This is a genomic window from Psychrobacter sp. Pi2-52, from assembly GCF_904846705.1.
GTDB lineage: Bacteria > Pseudomonadota > Gammaproteobacteria > Pseudomonadales > Moraxellaceae > Psychrobacter.
Window position 1 is genome coordinate 80,604 of the sequence record NZ_CAJHBS010000009.1, and the last position, 21,303, is coordinate 101,906.

Sequence of the window (21,303 nt, forward strand, 5' to 3'; positions counted from 1 at the left end):
GTATATATACCTTATATAAGTGACAGATAACAGTAGGCACTAGACTAAGATAATCCTTAGAGGTGCTACTGAAAATACCAATTATAAAAGGATATAGATATGAGATTTGAGAAGTTTACTCAAAAACTGCAGTCCGCCATTCAAGAAGCACAAAGTCTAGCGTTAGGTCGCGATCATACAGGTATCGATCCTGTGCATTTGCTTGCCGTGTTGCTACAAGATGAGTCTAATTTATCTATCTGCCAACAAGCAGGCGCTTCTATTCCAGCGCTAAAAAATGGCGTTGCCAAAGCATTGGACAACCAAGCGACCATTTCGGAGCCAACAGGTGACGTCAATTTAAATCCAAACTCGGTCAAAATATTGAATTTGGCCGATCGTCAGGCGCAAAAAGAAGGCGATGATTTTATCGCGACGGAATGGGTGATGTTGGCACTCGCTGAGCAGGGCGAAACCAAAAAGATATTTGAAAGTGCAGGCGTAACGGCTAACAAACTAAAAGCGGTGATTGAGCAATTGCGCGGCGATGATACAGTGAATAACCAAAACGCAGAAGATCAGCGTGACGCACTCAACAAGTACACGATAAATCTAACTGAACAAGCAGAACTTGGCAAGCTAGATCCAGTCATTGGCCGTGACGAAGAAATTCGCCGTACCATTCAGGTACTGTCGCGCCGTACCAAAAACAACCCTGTGCTCATCGGTGAGCCGGGCGTTGGTAAAACGGCGATTGTCGAAGGCTTGGCACAAAAAATCATCAATGGCGACGTACCAGAAGGTCTGCGCCGCAAAGAAGTGTTGTCATTAGACTTAGGCGCGCTGATTGCAGGGGCAAAATTCCGTGGTGAGTTTGAAGAACGCCTCAAAAGCGTATTGAGCGACTTGGCCAAACAAGAAGGCAATGTCATTCTGTTCATCGATGAGCTGCATACGATGGTTGGTGCAGGCAAGTCTGAAGGTGCGATGGATGCGGGTAATATGCTAAAACCTGCTTTGGCACGCGGTGAGCTGCACTGCGTTGGTGCGACCACCCTTGATGAGTATCGCCAGTACATCGAAAAAGACGCTGCGCTTGAACGTCGTTTTCAAAAGGTTTTGGTCGATGAGCCAACAGTCGAAGATACCATTGCGATATTACGTGGTCTCAAAGAGCGTTACGAGCTGCACCATGGCGTCGATATTCAAGATAGCGCCATCATTGCTGCTGCGCGCATGAGCCATCGCTATATTACTGACCGTAAGCTACCAGATAAGGCGATTGATTTAATTGACGAAGCAGCCAGCCGCTTGCGTATGGAGATGGACAGCAAGCCTGAATCATTAGGTAAACTCGATAGTCGCCTCATTCAGCTAAAAATGCAGCGTGAGGTGCTCAAAAACGAAGAAGATGCTGGCGCGCAAGCTGAGCGTAAAGTGCTCGATGCGCAAATAGCAGAATTGGAAAAAGAGTACGCTGATCTTAATGAAGTTTGGCAGGCAGAGAAAGCATTGGTCAAAGGCAGTCAACAGCTAAAAGATGAGCTAGATAAAGCCCGTATCGCGTATGACAAAGCCAGCCGCGAAGGCGATTATGAGACCATGAGTAAGCTGCAATACGAAACCATTCCGCAGTTAGAACGTCGTATTCATGAGTCTGACTTGGCAGAGCAAAAAGAGCAGACAGGTGAAGGTAGCGGTGTCAAATTGCTACGTAACAAGGTCACCGACAATGAAATCGCCGAAGTGGTTGCGGCCGCGACTGGTATTCCAGTCAGCAAAATGATGCAAGGCGAGCGTGATAAGATGATCGCAATGGAAGAAAAGCTCCATGAGCGCGTCATTGGTCAAAACGAAGCGGTCGAATCGGTGGCCAATGCGGTACGTCGTAGCCGTGCAGGCTTATCTGATCCCAACCGTCCTTCTGGTTCTTTCTTATTCTTAGGACCTACTGGTGTTGGTAAAACTGAGCTGACCAAATCACTAGCAAACTTCTTGTTTGACTCTGAAGATGCGATTGTACGTATCGATATGAGTGAATATATGGAAAAACACAGTGTCAGTCGCCTTGTAGGCGCGCCTCCAGGCTATGTCGGTTATGAAGAAGGTGGTACGTTGACTGAAGCGGTACGCCGTAAGCCGTATAGCGTCATATTGTTCGATGAAGTAGAAAAGGCGCATCCTGATGTGTTCAACATCTTACTGCAAGTATTGGACGATGGTCGCTTAACCGATTCGCAAGGTCGTGTAGTAGATTTCAAAAATACCGTGATTATCATGACCAGTAACTTGGGTTCACATAAGATTCAAGAGATGGTTGGCGAAAGCTATGAGGATATCAAAGCAGAAGTAATGGATTCTGTTGGGCAGCATTTCCGTCCAGAGTTCGTCAACCGTATTGACGAAATCGTAGTCTTCCATCCGCTTGGTATGTCACAGATGGCAGGTATTGCGGATATTCAATTGGATCGATTACGTCAGCGTATCCAAGAGCGTGAGATGGATATTGAGCTGTCAGCCGACGCGATGAATAAATTGGTTGCCGTGGGTTATGACCCTGTTTATGGTGCTCGTCCTTTGAAGCGTGCCATTCAACAAGAGATTGAAAACCCATTATCATTGAAGCTATTGGCAGGTGATTTTGTCGCTGGTGATATTATCAAAGTCGATGTAGGTGCCGATGACAAGTTAACTTTTGATAAGCTTAGAATGAGCTAATTGTATTGGCTTTGACGTCTTTATAACCCAATTGTACGCTTAAAACAAACCCCTTATCTACAATCGTAGGTAAGGGTTTTTTATTTATAAGATGCGTTTTACGTTACTGTTTTTTTACCATTTCAATATCTCTTAAGTCTTAGGACTATGCTATAACTAAATCAATGAATAATAGTATAAGTATCAACTGAATGGAGAAACAGAACGATGACAGCCCATATTGAACGTATAAATATACCTTTAACTTCGCCGCTAATTATTGCAGCATTGCTGTTTAGCACTGCCGCGTGCTCTAACCCTTCTACAGTAAGTCCTAGCAATAATAAAAGTACCGCAACGGAGTCTAAAGAAGTTTCAACTTCAGTTAACGACACTCAAACCGTCACACAAACAAAGACTAGCAAGCCTGACTTTACCACCAAAGCAATCGCTACCTTTGATGAGCCTTGGGCAATGACAGCGTTACCCATTGCAGATAGCAAAGCGCCAAAATTACTAGTAACACAAAAAACAGGTGAGCTATTTATCGTAGATACAGCGACGGGTAATAAGACCAAAATCGAAGGCGTTCCTACAGTCGCGTACGGTGGTCAAGGCGGCTTAGGAGACATTATCGTGGCTCCAGATTTTGTGACGTCCAATACCGTCTATCTTAGCTACGCAGAAGCAGGGGCAGGAAGTGATAGTAATAAGTTTGGGGCAAAAGTTATCAAAGCGACACTCTCAGGATTAGAGACAACCACACCTACGTTGCAAAATATCATGCCTATCTGGCAACAGTCTCCGAAAGTTACAGGGCAAGGACATTATAGTCATCGTCTGCTGTTTTCGCCTGATGGGCGCTATCTATATATTAGCTCAGGCGAGCGTCAAGACAAAGACCCAGCACAAAATATGAGCATGAATCTAGGTAAGATTATTAGATTGTATGCTGACGGCTCGGTTCCAAAGGACAATCCATTTGTCAATGATAGCAATGACATTGCCTCTCAGTTTTGGACAATGGGCAATCGCAATGTGCTTGGTATGGCATTTGACGATAGTGGACAGCTTTGGGCGCACGAGATGGGACCAAAGGGCGGAGATGAATTTAATATTATTGAGAAGGGTAACAATTATGGCTGGCCAGTGGTATCCAATGGACGCAATTATTCAGGTTTAGATATTCCTGACCATGATACAAAGCCAGAGTTTGCGGCACCCAAAATTACTTGGACACCTGTCATATCACCATCTGCTATGAGCATCTATGCGGCTGGTACTCATAATGACTTTCCTAGCTGGCAGGGCAATATGCTTATCAGTGGTTTATCGTCTAAAGCGCTTATCGTAGTTGGCATAAGCGAAGACAATACCGCCGCTGAGCGTTATCGCTATGACATGGGTGAGCGTGTACGCAGTGTGCTAGCAATAGACGGGCAAGTGTGGACACTTGAAGATGGTAATAATGCACAATTACTCAGATTATTACCCAAATAACATCTAGATAGCATCGAATTAATGACGTATTTATCTACCTGTATATTTAATTATTTTAATAAAACCGATCAAGTCTTTTAGAGTAAATTAATAGTTTTATCAAGTTTTATTTTGTAATAGATTGATAGTTAAGACCTATTTTGTTAAGGTAACGTTCCTTGAAATTTGAGACTTGCACATGGAAGAAGTAAAAGTAGGCAGATTAGGACCTTTTCCGCGGGTAAGTAAACCTGTGTTTATTACATCGTCACTGCTGATTGTTGGCTTTATTATTTTCGGTGCGTTTTTCACCGAAACAGCAGGGGCTGTTTTTAGTTTTTTACAAAATTTTATTACCGATAAGTTTGGTTGGCTATTCATTATTCTAGTCAATACCGCGCTCGCGCTTTGTATCTACTTGGCAATGAGTCGCTATGGTGACATTCGACTAGGTAACCAAACAGAACGACCGCAGTACAATCTGTTCTCTTGGATTGGCATGCTATTTTCTGCAGGTATTGGTATTGGTCTGGTTTATTGGGGTACAGCCGAGCCGTTGTATCACTTTATGGCACCACCAATGGGCGATGCAGAGACAGTAGAAGCTGCTAAGCAAGCAATGAATATCTCGTTTATGCATTGGGGTCTACATGCTTGGGCAATTTATACGATTGTAGCGCTATCTTTAGCGTATTTTCATTTCCGTCGTGGCCTACCATTATCGATTCGATCTACTTTGTATCCTTTACTTGGTAAAAAGATCTATGGTCGTTGGGGACACACGGTCGATATCTTGGCTGTGTTTGGTACGATGTTTGGTGTAGTTACCTCGCTCGGGCTTGGGGTTATGCAGATCAACTCTGGACTCGAAAAGCTGTTTGGTACGCCTAACAGTCTTACCGTACAGTTTGGTTTGATCGCTTTCATCACAGCGCTAGCGGCAGCTTCAGTCTTGATGGGTTTGGATAAAGGTATTAAGCGTTTAAGTGATATCAATATTGGTTTCACTATCGTCTTATTAGCGTTTATGGTCATCCTAGGACCAACGCTATTTATCTTTGATAGTTTTATCGAAAACATCGGCAACTATCTGACTGTGATTGTACCTCTAGGTACATGGGGTGAGTCTTATAGCGGTACAGATTGGCAAAGTAGTTGGACAATATTTTATTGGGCATGGTGGGTTAGCTGGGCACCATTCGTTGGTATCTTTATTGCCCGTATCTCTCGTGGCCGTACTATTCGTGAGTTTACGCTTGGTGTACTACTGATTCCGATGCTGATTTTGTTCTTCTGGTTTACCACCTTTGGCGGCGTTGCTGTTCATATGGAGCTTGCTTCTGCTGTGTCAGGTGTTAGCCCAGGATTGGTTGAAGCAGTACAAGCGGATTCTGGTAGTGCGATCTTTAAGTTGGTTGAGTACTACCCATTGGCAAAACCGATTACGCTACTGATTGTCGTCATGATTATGCTATGGTTTGTGACCTCGTCAGATTCTGCTAGCTTTGTCATCGATATGTTGACTGCTGGTGGTGATACCAACCCACCGAAAATCCAGCGCTTATTTTGGGCAACGACAGAAGGCGTTATCGCCGCTATCTTGCTAGCGGCTGGTGGATTGTCTGCGCTACAGGCGGCGGCTATCGTAGCGGGACTACCGTTTGCCTTAGTGGTCTTTGTCATGATGTATGCGCTACTGCGTGGTTTGAGTCGCGATCGTCTGATTCTATACAGAGCGCAACAAGGCTTTATTACGGATGAATCAGCAGACCATAACTCAGCTAATGAGTTCGTCGATGAGCATCTGTTAAAAGGACCACCTAAGATTGTTAAAGGTGACTAAGCAGTAGATAGCATCAAGACAGCTATTTAAGCTTTTGATAGAAGAAGCCCCAATTTATTTTTAAATTGGGGCTTCTTATTGGGTAAAGATATTTAAATTTATTCAGGAAAAATTCAGATTGTTGAAATATTATTGCTGCAATGTTACTACGATTTTTATACATTCGGCAGTATTTACATGGTGTTATATTTAGTGATTCGTTCATACCTTGGTATGGTTACGCACTTTTTTTGGGATATACCTATGGATCATGTAAAAGTTGGCAGGTTAGGCCCTTTCCCGCGGGTAAGCAAACCTGTTTTTTTGACTTCAGCATTACTTATTATTATATTTATTGTTCTTGGCGTTTTTTTTACTGAATCTGCCGGCACGTTGTTCAGTTTTTTACAAGGCTTTATTACCGATAAATTTGGTTGGTTTTTCATTATTCTCGTTAATGTAGCCTTAGGACTTTGTGTTTATTTGTCTATGAGCCGTTATGGCGATATTCGTCTTGGTGCTCAAACTGAGACACCACAGTACAGTCTATTTTCGTGGATCGGTATGCTGTTCTCTGCTGGTATCGGTATTGGACTTGTCTACTGGGGTACAGCGGAGCCCTTATATCACTTTATGGCACCGCCACTTGGTGAAAAGGAAACGATAGAAGCCGCCAAGCAGGCGATGAATATTACCTTTTTACATTGGGGCTTGCATGCTTGGGCATTGTACGCAATTGTAGCGCTATCTTTAGCTTATTTCCATTTTCGCCGTGGCTTACCACTATCGATTCGCTCAACCCTTTATCCTATACTGGGTAAAAAAATATATGGCTCGTGGGGTCATGCCGTTGATATCTTAGCCGTATTCGGTACGATGTTTGGTGTGGTGACGTCACTCGGTCTTGGCGTTATGCAAATTAACTCAGGGCTTGAGAAGTTATTTGGTATTCCTAATAATCTCACAATACAAATTGCTCTGATTGCCTTTATTACTGCTTTAGCCGCCTGTTCTGTCATGATGGGCTTGGATAAGGGTATCAAGCGTCTAAGTGATGTAAACATCGGTCTAACGGCTATTCTACTTGGCTTTATGGTCGTCTTAGGGCCGACGCTTTTCATTTTTGATAGCTTCCTAGAAAATATCGGCAACTATCTTTCAGTGGTTGTGCCATTAGGTCTGTGGGGGGAGTCTTATGAAGGTGAGGCAAACTGGCAGTCAGCATGGACGATATTTTATTGGGCATGGTGGGTAAGTTGGGCACCATTTGTCGGCGTGTTTATTGCTCGTATCAGCCGTGGTCGTACGATTAGAGAGTTTTTACTTGGGGTATTACTTATTCCTATGACCATATTGTTCTTCTGGTTTTCAACTTTCGGCGGCGTTGCTATTCATATGGAGCTGCTTGCTGCTATTGATCCAGCGTTGGTTAGTCCTGGACTGGTCGAGGCTGTACAAACAGATTTTGGTAGTGCCATTTTTAAATTGGTTGAGTACTATCCATTGGCGCAACCCATTACATTTATGATTGTGATTATGATTGTATTGTGGTTCGTGACCTCATCAGATTCAGCAAGTTTTGTCATTGATATGTTGACCGCAGGTGGTGATACCAATCCGCCAAAGATTCAACGTTTATTTTGGGCAAGCACTGAAGGCGTCATTGCTGCTGTTTTGTTAGCTGCTGGTGGATTAAGCGCGTTACAAGCCGCCGCTATCGTAGCAGGATTGCCATTTGCTTTGGTTATATTTGCCATGATGTATGCGCTACTGCGTGGCTTGAGTCGCGATCGTCTGATTCTATATAGAGCGCAGCAGCATTATATTACTGAAGAGTCAGCAGATCACAACTCGGCAGATGAATTTGCTGATGAGCATCTACTCAAAGGACCACCTAAGATTGTTAAAGGTGACTAAAAAATAGAATTAAGATAACTTCTCAAGCTTTTAACAGAAGAAGCCCCAATTCATTTTTAAGTTGGGGCTTCTTTATTGGGAGAAGATACTTAAATTTATTCAGGACAAATTCGGTTTGTTGAAAATTATTACCGAAATGTTACTACCATTTCTATACATTCGGCAGTATTTACAAGGTGTTATATTTGATAATTCGTTCATACCTTGGTATGGTTACGCACTTTTTTGGGGATATACCTATGGATCATGTAAAAGTTGGCCGATTAGGCCCTTTTCCGCGGGTAAGTAAACCTGTATTTTTGACTTCAGCAATCTTGATACTGGCGTTCATTATTTTTGGCGCTTTATTCAATGAACAAGCAGAAGTCGTATTTAACCAAGCAAAAGCATTTGTCTCTTTACGCTTTGGCTGGTTCTTTATTGTCGTGGTCAATTTAACATTGGTCATGAGTATTTATATGATATTTAGCCGCTACGGCGATATCAGACTCGGTCATCAGAATGAGAGACCAGAGTACAATATGGTTTCTTGGATTGGTATGCTGTTTTCAGCTGGTATCGGTATTGGGCTGCTTTATTGGGGCACCGCTGAGCCGCTGTATCACTTCATGGCACCACCATTAGGCGAGGCGGAGACAGTTGCCGCTGCCAAGCAAGCGATGAATATCTCATTCCTACATTATGGTCTACATGTATGGGCGCTATATGGCATGGTTGCGCTATCGCTTGCTTATTTTCATTATCGAGTAGGTTTACCACTGGCTATCCGTTCGACACTTTATCCAATATTGGGTAAAAAGATCTACGGCGGTTGGGGGCATACGGTAGATACGCTCGCCGTATTTGGTACGATGTTTGGGGTAGTGACCACGTTAGGTCTTGGTGTCTTGCAGATTAACTCAGGCCTTGAGACGTTATTTGGTATACCCAATAATATTACGGTGCAGATTATTTTGATTGGCCTTATCACCATGCTAGCAGGGTTATCTCTGTTTATGGGATTGGATAAAGGCATCAAGCGTCTAAGTGATACCAATATATTGTTCACTGTGATATTGCTAAGTTTTGTGATTATCTTTGGGCCTACGCAGTTTATCTTTAACAGCTTCGTAGAAAACATCGGCAACTATTTGCATCAAATTGTGCCGTTAGGTCTATGGACAGAGTCTTATAGAGGCGAAGAAAATTGGCAAGCTTCTTGGACGATTTTCTATTGGGCATGGTGGATTAGCTGGTCACCATTCGTTGGAGTATTCGTTGCACGTATCTCTCGTGGCCGTACCATCCGTGAGTTTATATTAGGCGTATTATTAATTCCTATCACAATATTGTTCCTGTGGTTTACCGCTTTTGGTGGTTCTGCAGTAAATATGGAGTTGGTAGCAGCAGCAGACCCTAACATAGTTAGCCCAGGTCTGATCGAAGCGGTCAAAGCCGATACAGGTAGCGCTATCTTTAAATTGATGGAGTCTTATCCATTAACGGGTGCGGTTAACTTGCTCATCGTGGTGATGATTGTATTATGGTTTGTTACCTCATCAGATTCAGCCAGTTTTGTTATCGATATGCTGACATCAGGTGGTGATACCAATCCGCCAAAGATCCAGCGCTTATTTTGGGCAGGTTCTGAAGGCGTTATCGCTGCTGTATTGCTAGCAGCAGGTGGTTTGAGTGCATTACAAGCGGCATCGATTGTCTCAGGCTTTCCTTTTGCTATTGTGATCGTCGTGATGATGTACTCTCTATTGCGTGGTCTCAGTCGAGATCGTTTGATACTATATCGTAATCAGCAATGGTTCACCACAGAAGAGTCGGCAGAGCACAATTCGGCCAATGAATTCCGTGATGAAGAGTTGCTAAAAGGCCCACCAGCACTTGAGAAAGATGCTTAAGCTTTAAGTTTATTTCTTAGCTACAAAAATACCCAGCTTATATAGGCTGGGTATTTTTATGGATGTTCAATATTTTTAATAGAAAGTCTTCCAATACAGCAGCTATCAGTACAGTAGCTTTCGATATAACCGCTTTATAGGTTAATTGCATTCGCCTTTTGTATAACCAATGGCTTCAGGAATATTACAGGCTGAGCAAGCATTGCTAGCCGTTCGGTAGCTAACAATTGATCCAACTTTCGTTTTTACACAGACGGGTTCATATTGTGCCGTACAGATATTATTGGCGGGGTTAGCGGGCGGGCATTGAGTCAGAGGACCTTCAAACTGCTGACTGATATCAGGACTGGATGGGGTAGGTATTTGACCAGACGTGCCTACATCAGACATAGAGCTACAGCCAGTTAAAGCTAAGGCTAAAGTCAGTATCAGTAATGACGGTTTGAACGAAGATTGATTAATTGTGGAAAATCGACGAGTAGATATAGTTTGTTTCATAAGAAATGTCCTTATTAATAATATTCGATAGTGTCCTGTTATCGTTGATGTATTTGCCTACTGAGGCTAAATGCTTAAGCATTTATGGTAGCTCATTTGTCAGTAGCTATCCACTTAAGCATCATACAAAAACCCCCAAGCTTAGTTAAGCTTGGGGGTTTATTTTCTGCCATCAAATACTGATTTTACGACAGTATGTCTAAATGAAAGACATCTAGACTGACGAGATTCGCTTATTCAGCTGGTTTGACGTCTTGATTTAGCTGCACGTATTTGTCAAAGTTTTGAGCATAATCAGTTAAATTATCGCTCAGCATTTGGCGATACTGTTTGACATAAAACTCGACGATATCGTCTTTTTCTTTGGCGAAATCATCGCCTTTTACGAAGCCGATAGAGGCAACTGACGCGCTATAGCGTGCTGCAGCATACAATAAAGAAGCACCTACCTGTCCTGAATGGGCATCAGGGCCTAACTGGCTGTTTGCGATACCGATGATAGCGTCAGCACGTTGATAGAACGCCTGCATTTCAGGGGTGATTTCGATGTTAGCATCAGCGTTTTGGTCTTGAATATTGTCTTGAGACATAAGCAACTCCTAATAATAAGTGTCAGTAGTTTTTAGTATATAAAAATGGTTGGTAAACGTTTTAAAGTAGTGACTCTTATAAACCAGCGTCTGCTTTTAAGATATCAGCTTTGTCTGTTTTTTCCCACGTAAAGGCAGTCTCTGAGCCTGGACGACCAAAGTGTCCAAAGGTAGCAGTCTGCTGATACATTGGCTGTAGTAAGTTCAACATACGGGTAATGCCGTAAGGACGTAGATCAAAGTGAGTGCGAATCAAGCGAATGATCTCATCGTTACTGATTTTGCTAGTACCAAAGGTATTGACAGAGATAGAGGTCGGCTCAGCGACACCAATTGCGTAGCTGACCTGTACTTCACAGCGCTCAGCAAGACCTGCTGCGACGATGTTTTTGGCCACATAACGTACCGCATAAGCAGCACTGCGATCGACTTTTGAAGGATCTTTACCACTGAACGCACCGCCACCATGACGTGCCATACCGCCGTAAGTATCAACAATAATTTTACGACCAGTCAAACCAGCATCACCAACAGGACCACCAATCACAAACTTACCAGTTGGGTTGATATGATAGCGTGTGCCAGCGTGCAATAGGTCAGCTGGTAGCACTTGCTTGATGATAGATTCCATCACAGCTTCTTGTAGATCTGACTGCGAGATGCTTGGATCATGCTGTGTTGATAATACAACAGCATCGATGGCGACAGGACGATTGCCGTCATACTTCAAGGTCACCTGCGCTTTAGCGTCTGGACGCAACCATGGCAACTCGCCTGCGCGGCGCAGCTCCGACTGACGCTCCATCAAACGATGGGCATACTCGATAGGCGCTGGCATCAGTACTTCGGTCTCATTACTTGCATAACCAAACATCAAGCCTTGGTCACCTGCACCTTGCTCTTCTGGGTCGCTACGATCGACGCCTTGCGCGATTTCAGGAGATTGCTTACCTAGCATGTTGATGACTGCACAAGTCTCGCCATCAAAGCCTAGGTCTGAATGGTGATAGCCGATGCCATTTACGGTGTCACGAACCAGACGCTCTAAATCGATATTTGCCGTTGTAGTGATTTCACCTGCAAGTATGACTGCGCCTGTTTTTACTAAGGTTTCGCATGCCACACGTGCATGTAGATCTTCACGTAAGATAGCGTCAAGGATAGCGTCTGATATTTGGTCAGCCATTTTGTCAGGATGGCCTTCGCTCACAGATTCTGAGGTAAATAAGTTGTATTCACGCATAATGGGATCGCTTAATTGAATCAATAAGGGTAGGAAAAGCAGCACATCTGGGTGCTGCTCTAATTAATTTTGACCACGCATTTACGCGGCAGATAATCGGTATTTCTCAATTTAAAATCGGTTTTGACTAAAATCTTTGCTAATAAATTTGACCAAAGGGTGAGCGGACTATCATTCAATCAATATATAAAATGATACTGCCTCGCTCTAATATGGTCTTGGCGGTAACGAGTTGGGTCATTACTTGCCCTAATAGACAACGCTAATGTGCAGATTGCCTTATCAGAAACAGGGTAATGGCCAAAATCTCTTAACGCAAAATAGGGTTATTCTACCTTGAAACGTTATAAAACTCTAGTGAGCAACACTTGCTCTACTATAAGAAATGCTCAACAAGCAGTTCACTGCAATCAAAGGTGGTTACTGGATAGCGGTTTATCTAGCTGAATGATTAGCTAGCAGTAGCATCTGCTTGAAATGAACAATACGTTACAACTCTAAAAATGCAGCTTTATCTTTAAACATACATTCTTCATAGACAGGGCAAGCGCCGCATTTGGGTGTACGTGCCTGACAGGTATAGCGGCCGTGTAATATAAGATAATGATGGGCGTCTACGATGAAGTCTTCTGGGATGCGCTCGACCAGCTTTTTTTCGACGATGAGTACGGTTTTGCCAGTGGCAAGCCCAGTACGATTGCCCACACGAAAGATATGCGTGTCAACGGCCATGGTCGGCTGGCCAAAAGCCGTATTTAACACAACATTTGCAGTTTTGCGGCCGACACCTGCCAGTGACTCTAAGTCTTTGCGGTTATCAGGAACGGTGCTATCAAACCTCTCAATTAAATCACGGCAGGTTTTAATGACGTTTTTTGCTTTGGCATTATATAAACCAATGTTTTTGATATAGGATTTGAGACCGTCTTCACCTAATGCCAGTATTGCCTCAGGTGTATTGGCCACAGGGTACAATTGCTTGGTGGCAATATTGACACTAACATCAGTCGCTTGTGCGGACAAAATTACCGCGATAAGTAACTCAAAATTACTGTCATAATTGAGTTCGGTGACAGGCTCATCAATAGTCGCTGCCAGCTTTTCAAAGAATGGACGCACGTCACGATTGGGCATTCGTCTAGAGGGCGGCGTGTCAGCTGTTTTATGTTTAACCGTTTTACTCATGGCATTTTGACTATTATTTTGATGAATGTTTGTGCCAAATTATATGCTAGCGCTAGCATTCATGTTAATGATTAAAGTATCAATTTATTAACGCATTCACTGCGTAATCAGCTATTACCGTTATAACGCTACTTGCAATGACTCAAGCTCAGCTTGTAAGGATTCGAGCTCGGCTTGTTTCTTATCATTTGCACGCACACTCAATTGCTTTTCTATTTTTTTGATTTTGGTACGGAGCTTGGCAGCTGCAATGGTGTTTTTCGCTTGCGACTCACTGATGTTTAGAGACTGGCTTGCTGCATTATTGAGCTTAGCCTCTACCATACTAACGACAGGTCTACTATTGCTCGTATCGGCAAGCTGTTCTGTGACACGTTTTAAATGGGTATGGTAGCGTTGTCTCAAATCCTCTTGCTCTGCTATTCGCTCAGTCTCAGATATTTCCCGCTCAACCGTGACTAAGTCAATGCAATCAACAGGGCAGGGCGCGATACATAGCTCGCAGCCCGTGCACAAATCTGTAAAAATCGTATGCATATGCTTACCAGTACCAACGATAGCATCGACTGGACAAGCAGGGATGCATTTGGTGCAGCCGATACAGTCATCTTCACGGATAACCGCACGAACCTCGGTCGGACGTTCAGAGGTGGCATCTATTGGCCACTGTGAAGGCACCGCCGTCAGCGTAGTGTCAAGAGTATCTATATCGAGAGTCTGAGCAATCGCATTGGTGACTGGCTGACCACCAGGCACACATTTATTATATGGCTCGCCATTTAATACAATTGCAGCGGCATATGGCAGGCAACCATCTGGGTGCTCACATAGTCCGCATTGCGTCTGTGGCAAACAAGCATCCACACGTGCAATTTTTGCCTGTATGTCAGCGGGCAAGGTATCAATGTGTAATGTATCGAATAAGATAGGTAGGTTGACTAAGCGTATATTGGTGCTACTTTGCATTTAATTAAGGACCTTAATACCAGTCGTAAGAATAGGTATTAGTATAAATAGAGATAAAGTGTTGAGAAAGCGGTCTTTGTAAAACAGTATCTATAAGAGCATCTGCTCATGTTAGCGTGTTACTGCTCATGTTGGCGTGTTACTTACTAAAAAATAAAATTTAAAGTAAAACGCTTATCACAGAAGCAGCGATTTTAAAGATATGAGATTGAAAATACAATACTATAGCGTAATGTGGTATTTGTAGATAAGTACTGATTATAAATCTATATTTTGTTCTTTAGCCACTTGATCAATCAAATCGCGAGCGATACTACCCTTTGGCGGAATTCTGGGTAGGTTTGAGAGATCAAAGAAGTCAGCATGTGCTAGCTCATCTTCTTGCAAGATAATATCGCCACTGGCATACGAGGCTCGAAAACCAAGCATCAAGTTAGAGGGGAATGGCCATGGCTGACTACTGACATAGCGGATATCTGATACGCTGATATTGACCTCTTCCGCGACTTCACGTACTACCGCATGCTCCAGACTCTCTCCAACTTCTACAAACCCTGCGATCAAACCATACATTGGCGGCAGGTTTTGCTGTCCATGACGATGATGGTGAGCCAATAAGATTTGCATCTCATCCGTCACTGGGTTTGGACGAGTAATAGCAGTAATGACGCACGGTTGTACGCGAGGGTATTGGCGCAATCGACATATTGGACAAACCATGGCACGTTCGCCTTGGTCAGCATGTACGGTAGGGCTAGCACAGCGACCACAAAACTGCGTATCTGCTTGCCAGCTTAATAGCTGTATCGCTTGGCTAATCTGATCTGACAAGGCGACTGGTAGATGAGTCATCAATTTTCGATAAGGAACAAAAGTGTTACCACTGCTTTCAGCGATAATTGGTAGCGTCACGTTATGAGCAACTGCATAGTCATAAGTCATGGCGCTTGTCGCTTGGGCAGTAAAGCTATGAGCCATATTGGCATCAACCGTACCCTTTGCATGGTTGCCAGCGCTACTGCTATCGTCTGATAACCAATGATTTGGTGCTAGGCTCTCGTGAAGCCTTATGTGACCAACCTGATAAGCTTGCTCGCTTAAGTTATTACTATCGGGCGATAGCTGAACTTGCAAAGGCCACCAACCATCTGGCATTTGACGGCATAAGATACTGTCATCACTTAATACAAAAGCATGAGCCATATAAAATTCCAAACATTATAAAGTAAGTCCGCATCGACGTAGACACAGACTTATTTAGAGTAAAGTATCATCAATTCTATACAAATCAGATATGCAGATATGTTGTCAAGTTGATTCAGCCTAATGACTGTAGCGCTTTCACGTGCCTGACTTGTACCTACATTATCTTGAGTTATCTATACGTAAATGAGATGTCATGGTTAAGAGGTGATGACCATGACATGACAATGAGAAAAGTTAAGCAGCAAGTAGGTGGCTCAAGCTCTGTTGACCAACATCAAGCGCTTGCTTGCTAACAGGGCGATTATTCTCAAAACCATCTAAGTGATGATCGACCGCCATGATAACATCAGCGATGCAGGCTAACGTACTGTCTTCGATACGTCGTCCGCCTTCGATACGCTTTTCAATGTAGTTGGCTAGCTGACTCAGCATGCTGGCAGGTGTGGGCAGTTGTAAGAAACGTACTGCGCCTGCTACTTGACGCATCATCCCAGGTATATTTTGGATATTAAGCATGTCGCGCTCAGGCTCCGCCAAATAATCATTGATGGCTTGCTCAGCACTAGCAATCGCAGTTCGGCTTTCTTGTATCAAGGTATCATTGGCCGTATTAAGCTGATGCAATGAGATATGCGGATTATTCAGTGGTAGATAGATTGCCCCTGGTGTATGCATCTCTGCCATAGCAATGGTGGCGTTCTCTGCATGCATTAATGCTAGTAGCAAATGATCAAAATCTTCAGGAGAAGGTGCTTGCCAATGGCTCACAGCTTCTGCTGCTTCGCTAAGACTATTGGCTGCGTTGGACAGACCTAACAAACGTAATGCCGAACTCAGTTCGGTCAGCTCTTTAATAATCTGTGCTGTCTGCATATCAATAGGATTGATTGAATCGCCACGTGCATAGCTATCGACGTGTTCTTTAATATTGTTGATCTGATTTTGAATAATTGTGTTTAACGTATCGGTAAGTTCGCGGTTAGGACCGAATAAAAAGCGCTTCATTTGTTCTAGCTGAGCACCTTCTAAATGGTTACTTGCATATTGTTCACGTAATTGCTGCGCTTGCTCGTTATCACGTTGACAGGCAAAGCTCACTAAATCTGCAAAGCGGGTATCCATGACTGGTAAATAGCTTTGAAATTGCTGCTCTAAATAGATAAGTGTGTGCTTTTGACTTAGGTTTAATGGTAATACTGCTGCGATATCAGTCACGGCAGCAGTCGCCGCTTGCCAAAACAAACTATCAGTATTTGCAGCGATTAATGCACAAGCTGCACTCATAGCATCCAGCTTTTGCTGATCCGTAGAGTCAATGTTGCCATCTTGATTGAGTAGTGCAATGCTAAGGCCACTACGATACGCGTTGGTCAGCAGCTCTGTGTCTAGATTAAGCGTGCTTAGAGATTCAAAGTTTTGTTCAGGGTTGGCGATGATGACACTACTGCTACCAAATGCAGAGAAATAGTCTGCCGTAATAGGAGCTTCTTGACTATGCGCATTAAGCTTGTTGATTACAGGTATCAGTAGAGTAGGCTCTACCGATTCAGTCAAGAGGACAAACTCAACATAACGATCCAAGGTCATGATGGCTTCTGATAGATCCATGATCAAGTCGGTATCGTTGTTATCACCATTGTCATAAAGTCTCTGTAAACCACCAACAATGGCATCATTCAATGCTTCTGCACCGACCAAAGAAATGAGTTTAAAAATACAAGACAGCTGCTTTAATACTTCGATAGAATCTGACAACAAAGGTGCCTGACTACTATCATCGTTGAACTCGCCTAGATGAATTTCAGTATCTTTAAGCGTTGCTATAACCTCATCATGCAATAAATGAAGTGATGGCAGGTTAAAATCAGTAACACTAAGCGTTGGGGCGGTTAGCTTCATTTGCGCAGACTGGTCCATAAGTATTTTTCCATAATGTACTGATGAGAATAGCAATAGTGTAAAGTTGATTTAGAAAGTATTGGTTAGTGATGTTTTAACGCTTTCTATCATAATAATCAAGACTAAATTATACAAATGTCGGTTCAATAAAAATTCAAAGGACAATTACATGCTAGCTTTTAGGGCAGGATAATCTTCTGCCAAAGCGGTATACCAGCTTTGTTCAGCAGTTTCATCCGATGTTGAAGCCAGTAATAAATTTGCTAAATTGGCGAAACTTGCATGAGCGGTTTGTCCGCCATCGGTATCTGTATCCTCTTCGATGGCAAGCGTGACCTGTCCGCCAGTCATCGCCAAATAAACTTCGGCTAAAATCTCTGAATCAAGTAATGCTCCGTGAAAAGTACGGTCTTGCTTACCAACATCTAGGCGACGCACGAGGGCATCTAGCGTGTTTTTTTGCCCAGGGTATTGCTGCTTGGCCATCGCCAGCGAATCGGTTACTTGCACTCGATTAGCAAAGTCATTCAGACCAACTTTTGCAAACTCCATATTTAAGAAGTTCATATCAAAAGTAGCGTTATGAGCGATAATCTCAGCGCCGTCCATAAAGTCATATAAAGACTGAGCCACTTGATCAAAGGTCGGCTTGTCGGTCAAAAATGCTTCAGAGATACCATGAATACGAATAACTTCATCATCCATACCGCGCTGCGGATTGATATAAACGTGCAGCTTTTCACCAGTAAACTTACGTCCGACCAGCTCCACAATACCGACCTCGATAATACGGTCGCCTTTTAGTGCATCAAGCCCTGTGGTTTCTGTATCCATGATAAGCTGACGATCTGCTTCATGGCGATGTATCGGCTTTGGTAATAGCGGCTTAAAATGTGGGTTGGCACGGCTAGTATCCCCATCGAACTTAGGTGCATCAAAATCAACACTTGGCAACATATCATTGTCGACGGTATCATCTAGGTGCGTTTGAATATCTGGCATAGCTTTGGTACTCGTCGGGTTGTATGTATTGTCTTGATGGTTGCTAAATTCTACAGCAATGTTTTCATTCATATTACGATTGTCAGCAGCACTCTGACTATCTTCTTTTAGCGGCTCAGGTTCTAATAGCGCTTCATCAAACTCATCGTCCATCATATCTAAACCCAATGGATCGAAACTTAGCCAGTCAGCGCTAGACGATTTTTGCAAGGTATCCGTGTTAGCGTCAGTATTAGTATCAATGTTAGGATTAATATCAGTCGCTATATGGTCTTTTTTTTTAGTCGTATCTGCTTCACTGACTATAGCTGAATGCCCGCTGTTTGAGGTGACACCTAGGTTTGCCAGCTCGTCTGCTTTTTCATTACCCGCATGTCCAGCGTGACCCTTGACCCAATGCCAGCTAACATCACGCTGTTGGCAGAGTTTATCCAATTGTTGCCATAGGTCTTGATTGGCGACTGGCTTTTTACTGGCAGTTTTCCAGCCCTTTTTCTTCCAACCTTCAATCCATTCAGTAATGCCTTTTTTGACATAACTGGAGTCAGTCCAAATCTCAAGAGTATGCTCATGCGGGCTATGGGTCAGGGCTTGTATTGCACCCATTAGCTCCATACGGTTATTGGTGGTTTCTTTGTCGCCGCCGTACAAATCTTGCGTGCTGCCATCACTAAATATAAGATGTGCGCCCCAGCCGCCAGCGCCAGGATTGCCTTTGCAAGCACCATCAGTATAGGCCACAGTGGTATTTGTTTTAGCAGCCAATGGATCAATCGCGTTGTCTTTATGAGTGTTTGGCATTGAATTACGGTTGTCTGACATAAAGGAGTATGGACCTGATAAGTGGTAAGCATAGGGTAGTATTAGAGCATCTCGTTTACGTTATTCGAACGATGATGATGACGTTGTGAGTATAGCAAATCTATCATAAATATGGGCAGTCGTGACGCACAAAGTCAGAAAACTCTTACGGTAACTTATAACATAATAGTAACGTCTTGGTTTTCTGTTAAAATAGCGAAGCTCTCTGAAAGGCTCTAGTTTTTAGTTACAGAGCTGCCTTTGCTACAAAGATGCCCAAGCGCATTTTTCTGATACAGCTATCTAGGGCGTGTCATCAATTAGCACATTAATGCAATTTATGGCCTTAAAATGGCTAAATTTTCGCTAAACTGTGTCAAAGTTCTTGTCAATATGTTTATATTCACTGCGAATTTTTCCTTGGTTAGCATCAATTTATCTTATTTTAATGCTCATAATCTAATTGGTGACACGCCCTAGTGACATTTTGACAATAGTACACTTAATAAAAGTTTTTAATGCATGATTGCAGGATAACCCCATTATGTCCTTACGCTCGAATTTATTTAATAAGAGACTGACCTATTTGATGCTCAGTGTGACTGCCAGCAGCGCGATTTTTCTGAGCGCTTGTAATGATACTAGCCCTCAAGTAGATACTGAAGTTGCAGCAGATCTGTCTGTCTTTGAAGGTTGTTATACGGTGAGTCAAGATGAGCCTGCTCAGATAAAAGTCAGCCAGCAAAATGACACTTGGGTAATGCAAATGAAAGAACCCGTCACTGCTAAGCGCGTCTGGGATACTCCAGAGCCGTTAGAAGTGATTGAAAATAGCGACATACCGCAGTTCTTCTCTATCGATCCAGACAATGTCGATGCGGTTATTGGTCGTCCTGATCGAGTGCTTGTGTTGGCTCATGTCAAACCAGCTTACGCAAATATTGATCCGCTCTTAGACAGTGAGTACTTGTCTTATATTTACCGAGGCGCCAACACGATCTATCGCGTGGAATGTGATGAGGTGAATACTGATATTTTAGCCAACCCACATGCCAATCTTGTTATCGATAATGTTGATGACAGTATTTAAATAAGCATTGATGATAGTATTTAAATAAGTATCGACTATAAATATCATTGTTGGTCGATGATATTTGTATAAACAGCATTTTGTTATAAACAGTCATACCATTAGAGTTAAGCGATATGAATTTTTTCAGTTACGTAGTGTTAGGTGGGTTCTCTTATGCAGCTGGTTGGGCAGTAAGGACGTATGTATTAGACAAACAACCGAAGCCTGAACAGCCTTATAATTTGAAACACCCTGCAATTTTGGCATATTTGGGTGCATTTTTTATTATCATGTTGATCGTCTCTTGGCTGCTTGGTCGCTATGCACTTGGTCATACTGCGATTGATTTACCTTTCATTATTGTCAATAGTCTCGTTGCGACCTTCGTCTACTCGTTTGGTCTTAATCCAGAAAAAGCTAATTATGAAGTGCCTGATTAAAATACAGTATTGAATGGATTGTGAGTAACAAAAGCCACGACCGAAATATTAATTCGCGGTCGTGGCTTTTTTAATACTGTGATTATGAATCACTTTTTTTAATAGCTGAAAGTATTAATCTTCACGAGGCTTTCTTCAGATTAGTACCAGTCTCGTCGCTGTCTTTCTCATCAGTACTAGTCTTGTCGTTACTAGTCTTATCCGTATCATTGTTAGATTCTAACTTATCCTTAGTAGCTGATTGTTCCTGCTTCCATTCTTTGTATTTTTGCAGATCTTTTCTGGCCTGCTTCAAACAAAATTTAAGTACTAGCGCATCATCGATATGACCGATAAACGGAATAGAATCAGGAATAAGGTCAATTGGATTTAGCACATAGAGCGCACCAATAACGCCAGCTGAGATTGTCTTAAAAGGAATCTTACGGTAGTCACCTTTGTAATAGTCTTTGACAAGACTCATAAATAGCATTAAATCATCACTAAACGGCTCAAGATAGCCGCTGTCCTCTAACTTTTCTTTTAGCTTATCTTCTTTGCCCAGCAAGTATTCTAAATTAGAGTCAAGTGTCTTGTTTTTATCGGTTTTTTTATTAAACATAATTATTACCTTTT

General features: G+C 42.8%; 16 protein-coding genes. 7 read left to right on the top strand and 9 right to left on the bottom strand.

The window, feature by feature from the left end:
* Nucleotides 1–99 precede the first annotated feature (99 nt).
* The 5 genes from clpB (at nt 100) to JMY00_RS06945 (ending at nt 9,786) form a co-directional block, all read left to right on the top strand.
* Entirely contained in the window at nt 100–2,697 is a 2,598-nt protein-coding gene (gene clpB, locus JMY00_RS06925) for an ATP-dependent chaperone ClpB (RefSeq protein ID WP_201579594.1), read from the top strand.
* A gap of 207 nt (nt 2,698–2,904) precedes the next feature.
* The gene (locus tag JMY00_RS06930) at nt 2,905–4,176 is read left to right on the top strand and encodes a PQQ-dependent sugar dehydrogenase (protein WP_201579595.1); all 1,272 of its coding nucleotides are present in this window, start codon (nt 2,905–2,907) and stop codon (nt 4,174–4,176) included.
* Nucleotides 4,177–4,354: 178 nt separating this feature from the next.
* Nucleotides 4,355–5,998, top strand: coding sequence for a BCCT family transporter (locus tag JMY00_RS06935; RefSeq protein ID WP_191113839.1), 1,644 nt, complete (start codon nt 4,355–4,357; stop codon nt 5,996–5,998).
* 243 nt (nt 5,999–6,241) lie between these two features.
* Entirely contained in the window at nt 6,242–7,894 is a 1,653-nt protein-coding gene (locus JMY00_RS06940; protein WP_201579596.1) for a BCCT family transporter, read from the top strand.
* 239 nt (nt 7,895–8,133) lie between these two features.
* Entirely contained in the window at nt 8,134–9,786 is a 1,653-nt protein-coding gene (locus tag JMY00_RS06945; RefSeq protein ID WP_057760694.1) for a BCCT family transporter, read from the top strand.
* A gap of 141 nt (nt 9,787–9,927) precedes the next feature.
* Here JMY00_RS06945 and JMY00_RS06950 read toward each other — a convergent pair whose 3' ends face one another.
* From JMY00_RS06950 to dnaQ, 8 genes are all read right to left on the bottom strand, one after another.
* Nucleotides 9,928–10,284 (bottom strand): hypothetical protein, encoded by a 357-nt coding sequence (locus tag JMY00_RS06950; protein ID WP_201579597.1) that lies wholly within the window; start codon nt 10,282–10,284, stop codon nt 9,928–9,930.
* A gap of 233 nt (nt 10,285–10,517) precedes the next feature.
* Nucleotides 10,518–10,874 carry a DUF3144 domain-containing protein gene (locus JMY00_RS06955; RefSeq protein WP_201579598.1) on the bottom strand — a complete coding sequence of 119 codons (357 nt, stop codon included), beginning with the start codon at nt 10,872–10,874 and terminating at the stop codon, nt 10,518–10,520.
* A 76-nt stretch (nt 10,875–10,950) separates the two neighbouring features.
* Entirely contained in the window at nt 10,951–12,117 is a 1,167-nt protein-coding gene (gene metK, locus JMY00_RS06960; protein WP_057760687.1) for a methionine adenosyltransferase, read from the bottom strand.
* A gap of 489 nt (nt 12,118–12,606) precedes the next feature.
* Complete coding sequence (gene nth / locus JMY00_RS06965; RefSeq protein ID WP_201579599.1) at nt 12,607–13,302, bottom strand: endonuclease III; 696 nt, start codon at nt 13,300–13,302, stop codon at nt 12,607–12,609.
* Between the two features lie 120 nt (nt 13,303–13,422).
* A complete protein-coding gene (locus tag JMY00_RS06970) occupies nt 13,423–14,268 on the bottom strand; it encodes an RnfABCDGE type electron transport complex subunit B (protein ID WP_201579600.1) in 846 nt (281 codons plus the stop codon).
* A 258-nt stretch (nt 14,269–14,526) separates the two neighbouring features.
* Nucleotides 14,527–15,471 (bottom strand): NAD(+) diphosphatase, encoded by a 945-nt coding sequence (gene nudC, locus JMY00_RS06975; protein ID WP_201579601.1) that lies wholly within the window; start codon nt 15,469–15,471, stop codon nt 14,527–14,529.
* Nucleotides 15,472–15,708: 237 nt separating this feature from the next.
* Nucleotides 15,709–17,391 carry a hypothetical protein gene (locus JMY00_RS06980; RefSeq protein WP_201579602.1) on the bottom strand — a complete coding sequence of 561 codons (1,683 nt, stop codon included), beginning with the start codon at nt 17,389–17,391 and terminating at the stop codon, nt 15,709–15,711.
* A 147-nt stretch (nt 17,392–17,538) separates the two neighbouring features.
* Complete coding sequence (gene dnaQ, locus JMY00_RS06985) at nt 17,539–19,197, bottom strand: DNA polymerase III subunit epsilon (RefSeq protein ID WP_201579603.1); 1,659 nt, start codon at nt 19,195–19,197, stop codon at nt 17,539–17,541.
* A 523-nt stretch (nt 19,198–19,720) separates the two neighbouring features.
* Here dnaQ and JMY00_RS06990 point away from each other — a divergent pair.
* Nucleotides 19,721–20,266, top strand: a complete 546-nt coding sequence (locus JMY00_RS06990) for a hypothetical protein (protein WP_238052329.1) — start codon at nt 19,721–19,723, stop codon at nt 20,264–20,266.
* 116 nt (nt 20,267–20,382) lie between these two features.
* A complete protein-coding gene (locus JMY00_RS06995; protein WP_201579604.1) occupies nt 20,383–20,688 on the top strand; it encodes a hypothetical protein in 306 nt (101 codons plus the stop codon).
* A 121-nt stretch (nt 20,689–20,809) separates the two neighbouring features.
* Here the strand turns inward: JMY00_RS06995 and JMY00_RS07000 are convergent, their stop codons facing one another.
* On the bottom strand, nt 20,810–21,289 hold the full coding sequence (locus tag JMY00_RS07000; protein WP_201579605.1) for a YkvA family protein: 480 nt from the start codon (nt 21,287–21,289) through the stop codon (nt 20,810–20,812).
* Nucleotides 21,290–21,303 lie beyond the last annotated feature (14 nt).

Excerpts from the sequence above, each read along its gene's own strand:
- clpB (WP_201579594.1), top strand. The coding sequence starts at position 100 with ATGAGATTTGAGAAGTTTACTCAAAAACTGCAGTCCGCCATTCAAGAA.
- JMY00_RS06980 (WP_201579602.1), bottom strand. The coding sequence starts at position 17,391 with ATGGACCAGTCTGCGCAAATGAAGCTAACCGCCCCAACGCTTAGTGTT.
- JMY00_RS06935 (WP_191113839.1), top strand. The coding sequence starts at position 4,355 with ATGGAAGAAGTAAAAGTAGGCAGATTAGGACCTTTTCCGCGGGTAAGT.
- JMY00_RS07000 (WP_201579605.1), bottom strand. The coding sequence starts at position 21,289 with ATGTTTAATAAAAAAACCGATAAAAACAAGACACTTGACTCTAATTTA.
- nth (WP_201579599.1), bottom strand. The coding sequence starts at position 13,302 with ATGAGTAAAACGGTTAAACATAAAACAGCTGACACGCCGCCCTCTAGA.
- JMY00_RS06995 (WP_201579604.1), top strand. The coding sequence starts at position 20,383 with ATGAATTTTTTCAGTTACGTAGTGTTAGGTGGGTTCTCTTATGCAGCT.
- JMY00_RS06940 (WP_201579596.1), top strand. The coding sequence starts at position 6,242 with ATGGATCATGTAAAAGTTGGCAGGTTAGGCCCTTTCCCGCGGGTAAGC.
- JMY00_RS06950 (WP_201579597.1), bottom strand. The coding sequence starts at position 10,284 with ATGAAACAAACTATATCTACTCGTCGATTTTCCACAATTAATCAATCT.
- metK (WP_057760687.1), bottom strand. The coding sequence starts at position 12,117 with ATGCGTGAATACAACTTATTTACCTCAGAATCTGTGAGCGAAGGCCAT.
- JMY00_RS06970 (WP_201579600.1), bottom strand. The coding sequence starts at position 14,268 with ATGCAAAGTAGCACCAATATACGCTTAGTCAACCTACCTATCTTATTC.
- nudC (WP_201579601.1), bottom strand. The coding sequence starts at position 15,471 with ATGGCTCATGCTTTTGTATTAAGTGATGACAGTATCTTATGCCGTCAA.
- JMY00_RS06930 (WP_201579595.1), top strand. The coding sequence starts at position 2,905 with ATGACAGCCCATATTGAACGTATAAATATACCTTTAACTTCGCCGCTA.
- JMY00_RS06990 (WP_238052329.1), top strand. The coding sequence starts at position 19,721 with ATGTCCTTACGCTCGAATTTATTTAATAAGAGACTGACCTATTTGATG.
- dnaQ (WP_201579603.1), bottom strand. The coding sequence starts at position 19,197 with ATGTCAGACAACCGTAATTCAATGCCAAACACTCATAAAGACAACGCG.
- JMY00_RS06955 (WP_201579598.1), bottom strand. The coding sequence starts at position 10,874 with ATGTCTCAAGACAATATTCAAGACCAAAACGCTGATGCTAACATCGAA.
- JMY00_RS06945 (WP_057760694.1), top strand. The coding sequence starts at position 8,134 with ATGGATCATGTAAAAGTTGGCCGATTAGGCCCTTTTCCGCGGGTAAGT.